Source organism: Botrimarina hoheduenensis, from assembly GCF_007859815.1.
GTDB lineage: Bacteria > Planctomycetota > Planctomycetia > Pirellulales > Lacipirellulaceae > Botrimarina > Botrimarina hoheduenensis.
In genome coordinates, this window is record NZ_SJPH01000001.1 from 179,987 (window position 1) to 190,382 (window position 10,396).

3 protein-coding genes and 1 pseudogene are annotated in these 10,396 nt (G+C 66.6%); all 4 read right to left on the reverse strand.

Annotated features, from left to right (window positions below; translation table 11 throughout):
* Positions 1-73: 73 nt before the first annotated feature.
* Entirely contained in the window at positions 74-454 is a 381-nt protein-coding gene (locus Pla111_RS00745) for a hypothetical protein (protein ID WP_146570422.1), read from the reverse strand.
* Positions 451-744, reverse strand: a complete 294-nt coding sequence (locus tag Pla111_RS00750; RefSeq protein ID WP_146570424.1) for a hypothetical protein — start codon at positions 742-744, stop codon at positions 451-453. Before Pla111_RS00750 ends, Pla111_RS00745 begins: the two co-directional genes overlap by 4 nt.
* A 1,028-nt stretch (positions 745-1,772) precedes the next feature.
* A pseudogene (locus Pla111_RS17350) lies at positions 1,773-2,900 on the reverse strand (TIGR03032 family protein).
* Entirely contained in the window at positions 2,900-10,384 is a 7,485-nt protein-coding gene (locus tag Pla111_RS00760) for a right-handed parallel beta-helix repeat-containing protein (RefSeq protein WP_146570426.1), read from the reverse strand. The pseudogene Pla111_RS17350 and the gene Pla111_RS00760 overlap by 1 nt, the downstream one beginning before the upstream one ends.
* Positions 10,385-10,396: the final 12 nt, after the last annotated feature.

The window sequence follows — 10,396 nt, forward strand, 5'->3', positions numbered from 1 at the left end:
TCTTCGGCCATCGTTGCCCCCCCGGGTGAATAGAAAGCGGCCGGGCGAGCACCACGCCCACCGGCCGCGTCGGTTACTTCATCCGCGCGCGGATCGTCCGCAGGCGGTCGTTCTGCACAACGACGCGCTCGAGTAGCTCGAGAGCTCGCTCCTTCGTCACGCGGGCCCCATGCACGACGCGTGACAGGTCCGCGTACAGCTCGCCCGTCTCACGCTTCACGTCGTCACTCAGGAAGCGCTTCACCCGCAGGGCGTGCAGAGCGGGCCCGCAGCCGATGTACGGCCTCACGTCGGCCCACAGGCCCGCCTTATCGACGATCCGCCAGACGGACCGCTCCAGGCCGACGCGCGCCGTGCAGTCGGCCGCCACGGTGTACCCGCTGGCCAGCAGCCGCCGCGCATCCTCGATGCGGTTCCCGCAGGCCGCGCGGGCTTCCGGTAGGGTGGCGTTCATCGCTGGCCCCCTTTCGGCGCGAGGGTCCAGCGCTCGTCGTGGTCGACCAGGCCGATTGCGCTGAGCACCGCGCCCAGCTCGGCCGCGCTGACCGGTTCCAGCTCGACGGCCGCAATCGCCGCCTCGGTGGCCCGCATTCGGACGGCCAGCCGCTCGCGCGACTCGGCCCGCTCCAGGTCTAGTTGCTGTTGCCGGGTGAGCTTCGGCCGCTTCGGTCGCCGGGCTGCTAGTTCGCGTTGAACTCGCTCGCGTTCCCGCTCGATGCGGGCCTCGTGTTGGCAGAGTGCCATCGTGTGGAAGCCTTTCCAGGCCCCAGAGAGGGGCGCATAGAAAGCGCGTCCGCGCGCGGGCGTTGTCAGGCGGGAAAGAGCCGCCCGGAGGCCTTACGGCTACTCCGCACCAGCGCACGGCGGAACTCTGTTTTCTTACTGAGTTTGACATGCTCTCAGTGGCTAGCAGGCTGACAGGCCCCGACAATTTGACCGGCGGTTGATGCCGGATCGGGCCGTCAGTTGTCTACCGGAGGCCCGATTATTCCCGCACCTGCTAAACAACTCCAGCTGTGCGGCCGGCAGTTCGGTGTTTTTTCCGAGATGGCGGTTCCCCGGTGTTCGCCGCAAGTAGCTGAAGGTATCCGCTGCCGCACCGCTACCACCTGGGACGCCATCAGGTCCTCGACGATGCCCGTCGCCCACCTGCGCTCCGCCAAACGGCAGGGGACCGCGTTCCGCAGCCCCTAGGTAAGGGATCCCGCTCACCGGGTTCATTGCTCATGCTCGGAGACGCACCCCAAGCCAACTGCGGACGGTCCTGAAGACCTCGGCGAGTTCGCCGCGTGTGAAAGTCCGCGCAGACCGATGCAGCCGACCTCAGTTGCCACATCTTTGAAGCTGCCTAGGGGAGCTGCACCGCAGCGAGTTTAGGGGGACGCCATCTGCTAACGGTGGCACGACTCCCGCGCGTTTACTTACTCACGCACTCAGCTTGAGCCTCTGAAAAAGTCGCTCGATCGAGGGCAAAGCCCTCTGCGCGGGGGTCATCGGGAAGGACCCCGACGCCCCCGGGGGGCTCAGAGTCGCGGTGGCCTTGCAATTAAGGGGAGTTAGTTCTGCGCACCTCGGTAAGGAGGTAGTAACCTATCGAGGAGGGCGAAGGACCCGCCAAGTTCCTACTACTACTAGTCAAATGCGGAGCCGCCGATCGACCAACTTTCTTCGATCGCGGGCTACGCCCACCGCGTGGGGGGCTGGCGGAGGACCCGCTGTGATCAGCCAACCAGGCTCTTTTCTTGGTAGCCAGTAGTTGGCGCCCAGAGCGATCACTTCCGCAGCGCTTCGGGCACGCTGGCCAGTGCGTCGTCGCTGAGCACGTAGCTGTGGCCAACGATCTCGGGATCGTGGTTCACGAGGTCGGGGAAGCGTACGCCAGGCAAGACCTCGACGGCGAAGATCTCCTGCACTCCTTCCTCGAACTGACAAAAGCCGAGGGTCTCGCCCGTGTCGATGTTGAGCACCCAGACGCCGCACGTGCGTTCCTGGGCTTCCTTGAGTCGCTCAACCAACGGGATACCGCTAAAGACTGCGGACTCACGGACTTGAGAGAGCCCGACGAAGGCCAGCGGACCGAGGAAGCTCAGGCCGCGGCTGAAACCGGGGAACTGGGCGATCGGCTCGTATTTACCGCTTTCAAGATCGACCGCGCCGATCGTGCCTTCTCCGCTTTCAAGCACCCACAGCTGATCGTTGTGCCACCGGGGCGAGTGCGGCATCGACAGCCCACGGACGATGACCTCCTCAGAAGCGACATCGACCAGCAGGCCGCCGTCGCGCTTGTTCTCACGCTAGCCGCCAGGCGCGTTTGTTTCACCGAGGGCCGTGACATACTTCACTTGGCCGTCGCGTACCGCGAGGCCGTTGAGGTGGCAGTTGTCGCCTGGGGCGATCTGCTTGATCCACTTGGGCCGCCAGATAGGCTCGAAGCTGTTCTCATCGCTCCGCTCTGCAAGACAACTGAACGCCGTGTTGACGAAGACCAGTTCGCTTTGCCCGTCGCCGCTGGCGACGCACGCCATCTCGTGGATCTGGATATCGCCCGTGCAGTGTGCGCGCCGAGGCAGGAAGCAGGCGTCGTGTTTCGCTTCGGTGCTTGGGTAATCATCCGAGGCGTCGAGTTTCGCGCAGACGGCCGGGACGTTGTGAAACTCCCAGATATCGACGCTGCAGCCGATCGCCAATCGGCCGCCGTCGCGCGCCAGGCCCATCGGCTTGTTGAGTTTGCGAAAGTGCGTGTTAAGTACGCCCGCGTCCTCACGCAGGACGACCACCTTGCCGGCCTGATAAGTCGTCACCAAGACCGAGGCGCACAGCTGCTTCAGCAGCGCGGGGAAACTGGTCGTATGGACGCTGCGAAGGGGCTCGGGCTCGCCGGTCGGTTCCGTAGAGGCCATCAGAACTCGCTGAACACGGAGTCGAGAGTCTCGTCATCGACTCCGTCGTCTTCCCGGAAGTCCTCAGCGCCGAGCGAAGGGGCGGGGGAATCGGCAAAGCGCTCTTGGATGTCGCCGGCCGGGGTTGAGCCAACCAACAACAGCAGGGCCGCGCGATGAGTTTGCGATGACAACGTCTCACGCCGGCTCGTCGTGTCCTTACGCTGGTCAGAAAGTCGCGTGACCGCGCTGCGGAACGTGGCGCGCGAGCGATTCGACGCGGGTTCCTTGGCCGCTTCCGCCGAAGAGGAACTCTTAGGACCGTCGATCGTTAGCGAGGAGTCGCTCGCCAGCGTCGCGAAGGCCGCATCGCTGATCGCTTGCGACTCTGCAGCGGCAGCCTTTGTCACGGTGACAGGCTGCTCGGGGGTGGGGACGGCGGCGGCGCTTGCCACACCGGAGGTTGCGAAGCTCGTCGAAAGACCGAAGCCCCAGTTGGCTAGCAGCGCGTTCAACTCGCCGTTATCGACGAACGTGTCGAAGCCATTGACCCATGCGGGCGGCACGGTCGAAGCGCCCCAGTTGGCCAGCAGCAGATTGAGGTCGCTGTTGTCAACGAACCCGTCGCCGTTGAAGTCGCCCGGGTTGAGCAGCGCGACGGGCGCGGTCTGCGCCTCGTAGGCGCCAATGTCCAGGTACTGACCGGACCCGCCGAAGCCTAGGCGGCTGAACCCATCGCCCCGTTGGTCGAACTCCGGGACGTCTCCGACGAGACCAAAGGTCAGGTTGTCGTGCACTGCTCCGTGGGCTTCCACGTTGAACGCTACCGGCCCGAAATAAATCTCGCTCACCGACAGGGTCTCAGTTCGCACAACGTCTGCGATGCCGTCGCCGAAGAGTGTGTATTGCAGGTCGAGCGAGCCGGCCGACGCGGCGGTCACCTCCGCAACGATGGTCATCAGCCCCGTCGGCGTTCCGACGAGCGAACTGTCGCCATCGAACGTTGCGAACACGAAGGCGCCCGGACTTGCGATCGACGTATTCAAGCGGATCTCATCGATCAGCCCGCCGGTGGCGGTTGAAAAAAGCCCAAGACCGGCGGTGCTGGAGCCGAAGCTGCCGCTGCTCGTCGTGGGGTAGTTGAACCCGATGTCTATCGAAACAAACTGGCCGACCGCAGAGAGCGTCTCGCCGCCGTCCCAGATGTGGGCGCCGGTGCCGCTGCCGACGTCGAGCCGGGCCTGACCGGCGACGACTGACGGTGTGTTTTGCGCCGCCGAGAAGATGTCGACGAAGTTGTAGTCGACACCGAATCGGTTGAACGTGTAGTCGTCCAGCAGGCGGAACGAACCGGCGTCAAGCGCGGGGCTCAGCGGCAGGAAGTCGTGCGTCTGGGTCGGGCCGCCGTTGTTGCCCAGCGCGGCGAGGCCGGGGGAATCGCTTGCAACGTTGCCGACGCCCACGATGGCGTCTCCCGTGCCAACCAAGTTGTAGTCGCCGGTGAAGTCGACGCCGCGCAAATTGCTCGGGCCCATCGGGTCGTCGTTGCCGGAGACGATGGTGTCGCGCAGCGTGGCGGTGGCGCCCGGCTGGCCGTTGGCGATGCCCGCGGCGTTGCCGAATGTGGTGGCGCCGCCGTCGGTGACGGTCGAGTTGGCGAGCGACAGGGCGCCGTTGTTGTAGATGGCACCACCGTTGGAGGCGTTGTTGCCGCTTAGCGTGGAAGACTGTATCACAGCCGTCGCGGCGGCGTGGTTGTACAACGCCCCGCCGCGGTCGGCGAGTCCGCCGTTGATGGTGCTGCTCTCGAGGGTAAGCGAGCCAGAGCGGTTGAAGATGGCGCCGCCGCTGCGGCCGGCGAAGCCGCCGGTGATGGTGCTGCGGGCGATCGTCGTCTGTCCTTGGAGGAACAACGCGCCGCCCTCCCTAAGAAGGCCTGAGCCTTGCGACGCGGAGTTGCCAAGCAGCGTCGAGTCTTCCAGCGTCAGGTTGACCCCGGTGGTGAAGGCCGCGCCGCCGCGGTTCGCTTGCCCGCTGGCGACGACGCTGTTGCGGATCGTCACATCGGCGTCCCTCAGGTAGAGGGCCCCTCCCTTGTTGCCGGCGACGGCGCCGGTGATTTGAGAATCAAGGATGTCGAGCGTTCCGAACCGGCTCCACAGGCCGGCGCCGTCAGAGCCTGTGCTCGCGCTGATGACGACGTCCGTCAGGTCGAGGTCCTCGGTGTTGCGTAGGCCACCCCCGCGTCCCGGTTCTACCTGGCCGTCGATGAAGGTCGTTCGGCCGCGGGTGATCGTCAGGCCGGAGATCGACACCGACTTCCGCACGCCATCGTCGCCATCGTTGGTGTGCAGCACCCGCGTCGCGTCTTGGCCGTCGAGAACGAGCAGCAAGGCGCCGGGGCCGGTGATCGTGGTGTCGCCCGTGACGAGCAGCTCGCTTCCCAGCGCGATCGTTTGCGTCGTGGCGAACACGTTGGGGTCGAAGGTGATGGTGTCCGGTCCTGGAGCCAGGTTGGCGATCTCGACCGCCTCGCGGAGCGACAGCTCGCCGACCGCGAAGTCGCCGTCCGACGCATCGTCGATTGTGGACACCACCAGACCCTGCGACGGACGCGGATCTTGCACTTCGACGGCGCCGACGTCGATCCGCCCGAACTCGACCCGATCGAACGGCTCGCCCCGTTGATCGAACACGCCGGGCTCGGCGAGGACAGCCGGGTCGCCCGCGTCGATTGCCGGGCTGCCGGCAAGCGGGGCGTGCGTTGGTGTTGGTCCGCCGTTGGGTTGCAGAGGGCCGAGCAGCGGGTCCGCGACACCCAGCTGGTTGCCATCGACACCGTCGATCATGAGCATCGCTCCGCCGGGGCCGATCACGTTGAATCGCTGCACTCCTGTGAGTGTGCCGGTATTGGCGAGGTTCGTTGGTGTGCCGTCGGTCCGACGATTTCCAGCGATGATGTTGTTGGACAAGTTCACCACATCGTTGAATCGCGAGAAGATTCCGCCGACGTCGCCGATGTTGTCGGTGATCGTTGAGTTGGTGATCGTCAGCACGCTCTGGTTGAAAATGGCGCCGCCCGTGTAGCCGAACTCTTCGTTGCCGGAGAGCGTCGAACTCTCGATGACAACCGAACCGCCCCCGGTCGTGTAGTTGATCAAGGCGCCACCGCTATACGCGGTGTTGCCGGAGATCGTGCTGTCGCGCACCGTCAGCGTGCCGATGCCGCCAGCGAAGACTCCGCCGCCGAAGCCAAAGCCGCTGGTCTGGTTGCCCGTAATCACCGATCGCTCGATCGTGAGATTCTCAAGCGTATTGATGGCGCCGCCGCTCTGGTTGTTTGTCGCGCCGCCGGTGAGCGTCAGATCGGTGATCGCCACGTCGATCGTCGCAGCTCCGTCGCCGTCGTTGATCGAGAAGACCCGCGACTGCTGCTGGGCGTCGATCGTCACCGGCGCTTCGACCGTGTCGCCCGCGATCAGGAGCGAATCGGTGATGCTGATCTCCGAACCGGCAAGCGCGATTGTTTGGCCCGAAAGGTTCGGTGCGAAGGCGATCGCGTCGCGTCCCGGCAGGGTGTTCGCAAGGGTGATCGCTTCGCGGAGCGTCGTCTGTCCGTCGTCCGCGATCGATACGTCGGCCACACTGTCGACCACCAGCGCCTCGCGTAGCGCGAGCGAATCGTAGAATACGGCGCCCGGATCGCTGCCGACGTAGGTGACCACGACCCGCGCCTCGACCGCTTCGGCAGGCGCCGCCGCGAGCAGTTCGGCGTAGAACCAGGTGTCGGTCGGCGTTGAGGCGTCGAATGTCGGAGCGACGACCTCGCCTAAGAAGTTGGGTCCTTGAAAGAAGCCACCGGCCGCGTCATAGAACTCGACCTTGATCTCTCCGACAGCAGCGGGGTCGCGTGGCTGTGAGGAGGCGACAAGATACTGGGTAGAGAACAGCAACGTCTCGCCGCCGTTGATCGGCACGTTCTGTAACAGCACCGAGAAGCCCTGTCCGTTGTTCGCCAACCCGGCCGACGCTACGCCGCTGTCCGCTCGGGTGGTGGTCGCGGCGCCGGAGTTCACGAGCTGCCAAGGCGCCAGCGATCCGCCGCCGGCCTCGAAGCTCGGGTTCACCAAGCCGATCGCCTCAACGGCGCCGATGTCGATACGCTCCGCCAGGTCGCCGTCGCCATCGGTGACGCGGGGGAAGCGGTCGCCACGTTGGTCGCCGCCCGTGGCGAAGGTAGCCGGGTTTCCTGCGTCGACGAGCGGGCTGCCGATGAGTGGGCGGTGGGTAAGGAACGGTCCCCCGTTGTCTTCGAGCGGTCCGAGCCGTGGGTCGAGAGGCGTGGCAGTCGTGCCGCCCACGGACCCGACGCCAAGCGTAAGCCCCTCCGCGTTCCCGATCAGGCTGTAGAGCACACTGGTCGAGAAGCCCGTGGCGATCTCGACATCGGAAGAGGCGCCGCCCGCCGTGTTCTTCGCGACGACCGTGTTGCTAACCGCGAGCGATTCCGCGGAGTCGATGCTGCTGAAGCCGCTGCCCAGCATCACTACACCGCCGCCTACGGCGCCGCTGCCCTGCACGCTGTTCTCGGCGATGGTGCTGCCAACGATCTGCACACTGCCTGCGGTGGTATGGATCGCGCCGCCGCTCGCCCCCGCGCCGGTGGTGGTATTGCCAGAAACGGTGCTGCCGGTGATGACGATGTCGCCGAAGCTCGTGCGGATCGCCCCGCCGTAGGCGCCCCCGCCCGCGGTGCTGTTGCCGGAAACGGTACTGTCCCTGATCTCAACACGGCCGAGTTCGCTGAACACGCCGCCGCCCCACGAGCCGTCGCCGGTAGTGCGGTTGCCAGTGATGAGGCTTCCGATCGCCGTGATGTCGCCCGAGTAGCTGAAGGTGCCGCCGCCGAAGGAGTCATCGCCGGTCGTAGTGTTGTTGCGGAGCAGGGCAGAGCCCAGCGTCACCTTGCCGGTCAGCGAGAACACGCCGCCGCCGTCGGCGCTCACCCCGGCCGTCGAATTGTTCTCGACGAGGCCGCCCTCACCGCCAATGACAAAGTCGCCGCCCGAGTAAACGCCGCCGCCGTCGGCGCCGTCACCCAGTGTCGAGTTGCCGGTGATCGCTCCCCCGAGCAGCTCGACAGTGCCGGTCGCGGAGAAGACGCCGCCGCCATCGGCGTTGCGGCCGGTGGTGCCGCTTTGCGTGACGATGGTCTCTTGCAGCGACAGGGTGCCGGACGACATGAAGCGGATCGCCCCGCCGCTGTGCGTCGTCTCGAAGCCGACCCCTACGACGAGCTCGTTGTCGCCGGTCGTTTGCCCACCGGTGACGATCAGGTCATCCAGGACTACATCGAACGACTCGTTGGTGGTCGTCGGATCGTCGATATTGAAAACACGCCCCGAGCCAGCCGCGTCGATCGTGACCACGCCCGCGGCGGTCCGCCGGGAGTCGATCTCCACGCTGTCGGTGATCTGCAGCTCCGAGCCGAGAGTGATGGTCTCGCCGAGCAACGCGTCGTCGAAGCGGATGATGGCGAAGCCGCTCGTGGCGTTCGCCAGGTTGATCGCCTCGCGGAGGGTAGTGACGCCGTTGCCCGCGTCGCCGTCGTCGGCGTCGCCCAGGTCGTTGACAAGAAAGCCGGCCGATTCAACGGCGCCGATGTCGATCACGCCACCGCGCAGCCGGGGGAAGCCGGCGCCGCGTTGATCGAGCGGCGTGGGCGGCGCCACCAGCTCGAAGTCGCCCGCGTCGATCGCCGGGCTGCCCCGGAGCGGCGAGTGCGTTCGCGTCGGTCCACCGTTGTTCTTGAGCGGTCCAATCTGCGGGTCGTTGCTGGTGAGCGTGAAGGGGAAGTTGAACGACCCCGGCGGCGGCGTCGGCAGGTCGCCCGGGCCAATCAGGTTGAACTCGCCAAAGATGTCGCTGGCGAGCAGGTTCTTCTCGCCCGCGTCGATGTTGTTGCCGGCGATGATCGTGCCTTCGATCGTGCCCGCGGCCGAGAGCTGGGTAAATGCGGCCCCGGCGCCGTCGCCCCGTGGGCCGGCGTAGCCGTAGGTGCCGTAGAAAGCGCCTCCGTCGCCGACCGAGTTGCCGGTGATCGTGCTCTGTCGAATTATGCCCACGGAGGTGGCGAAGACGCCGCCGCCCCGGCCGCCGCCGCCGGCCGTGTTGGTGTAGCTGTACGCATAGCCGCTGCTGTAGTTGCGGAGCGTGGCGCCGTCGCCCGTGGCGTTGCCGCTGATGGTGCTCTGTGTGATGTCGAGGGCGCCGGCGACATGCAGCCCGCCGCCATCGCCTCCCGAGCCGCTGGTGTTCGCGCCGTCTGCTTCGCCGCCGTGGCCCGATCGGTTTCCGCTCACCGTGCTGTCGGTCATTGTCAGGCCGGCGCGGGCGACCAGTCCGCCGCCGTCGCCACCGTCGCCAATTGCGACGCCCGCCAGAACCTCGGGGCGCGAGCCGCCGTCGCCCGCGCGGTTGTCCGCGACTGTGGAGCGGGTGACGGTGAGCAGTCCGCTCGCGTTAATGGCCCCGCCCGAGCCACCGTCGCCGGCGTAGGGGCCGTTGCCGCCGTCGCCCGCCGCGTTGCCGGAAATGGTGCTATCGGTCACAACGACCGTGCCGCCGGCAAAGACCCCGCCGCCGTCGCCGCCGCTGGTCGGCCCGTACTCGTCGGGGTCGGCGCCACCGTTGCCGGCCGTGTTGCCGGTGATCGAACTCGATGTAATCGTGACGTCGCCGGTCGCAAAAACGCCGCCACCGTCCCCGCCAACTCCGCCCGCGCCGTAGTAGAAGCTGTCGGCCTCACCCCCATCGCCGGCGCGGTTGCCGCTGATGGTGCTGCCGGTGATGACCACGTTGCCGACGGAGAACACGGCGCCGCCCGATCCGCCGTCGCTGCCGTCGCCGTAGGTGTAGGGGACATAAGGGACGTTGTAGCCGTCGCCGGCGCGGCTGCCGTTAATCGACACGCCGTCGAGCAACAACGTGCCGGTCGAGAGCGAACGCACGGCGCCGCCCGATCCGCCCGCCTCGGCAGAAGAGGTGGCATCGGCCGCGCGGCCGTTGACCAGCGCTACGTTGCGCAGTGTGACGTCGCCCGCGCCGGCGCCGATGTCGAGCACACGCGAGATGCTCTGGGCGTCGATCGTTGGTCGCTCGGCGAGCGCCGAGCCATCGATCACCAGCGCCTCGGTCACAGGGAGCGACGAGCCGCTCAGCAGCAGCGTCTGCCCCGACAATCCGGCGGCGAACTCGATGGTGTCCGGTCCCGGCGTCGTGTTCGCCAGCACGATCGCTTCGCGCAGCGAAACATCGCCCGCCGCGGTGTTGCCGTTGTCTTGATCGGTCGCCAGATCGACCACGAAGGTCGCGAGCACGCGGCGGTCCTCGAGCGGCTCCAGGCGCAGCCGTCGGCGCTGCGGTCGGCGTCCGCTCGCCGTGGCCCGGCGCTCACGCCGGTTAGCGCCCACGGAAAGCCACTGGCGTCTTGTTGTCCTTGACATAGGTCAACGCTT

Excerpts from the sequence above, each read along its gene's own strand:
- Pla111_RS00745 (WP_146570422.1), bottom strand. The coding sequence starts at position 454 with ATGAACGCCACCCTACCGGAAGCCCGCGCGGCCTGCGGGAACCGCATC.
- Pla111_RS00750 (WP_146570424.1), bottom strand. The coding sequence starts at position 744 with ATGGCACTCTGCCAACACGAGGCCCGCATCGAGCGGGAACGCGAGCGA.
- Pla111_RS00760 (WP_146570426.1), bottom strand. The coding sequence starts at position 10,384 with ATGTCAAGGACAACAAGACGCCAGTGGCTTTCCGTGGGCGCTAACCGG.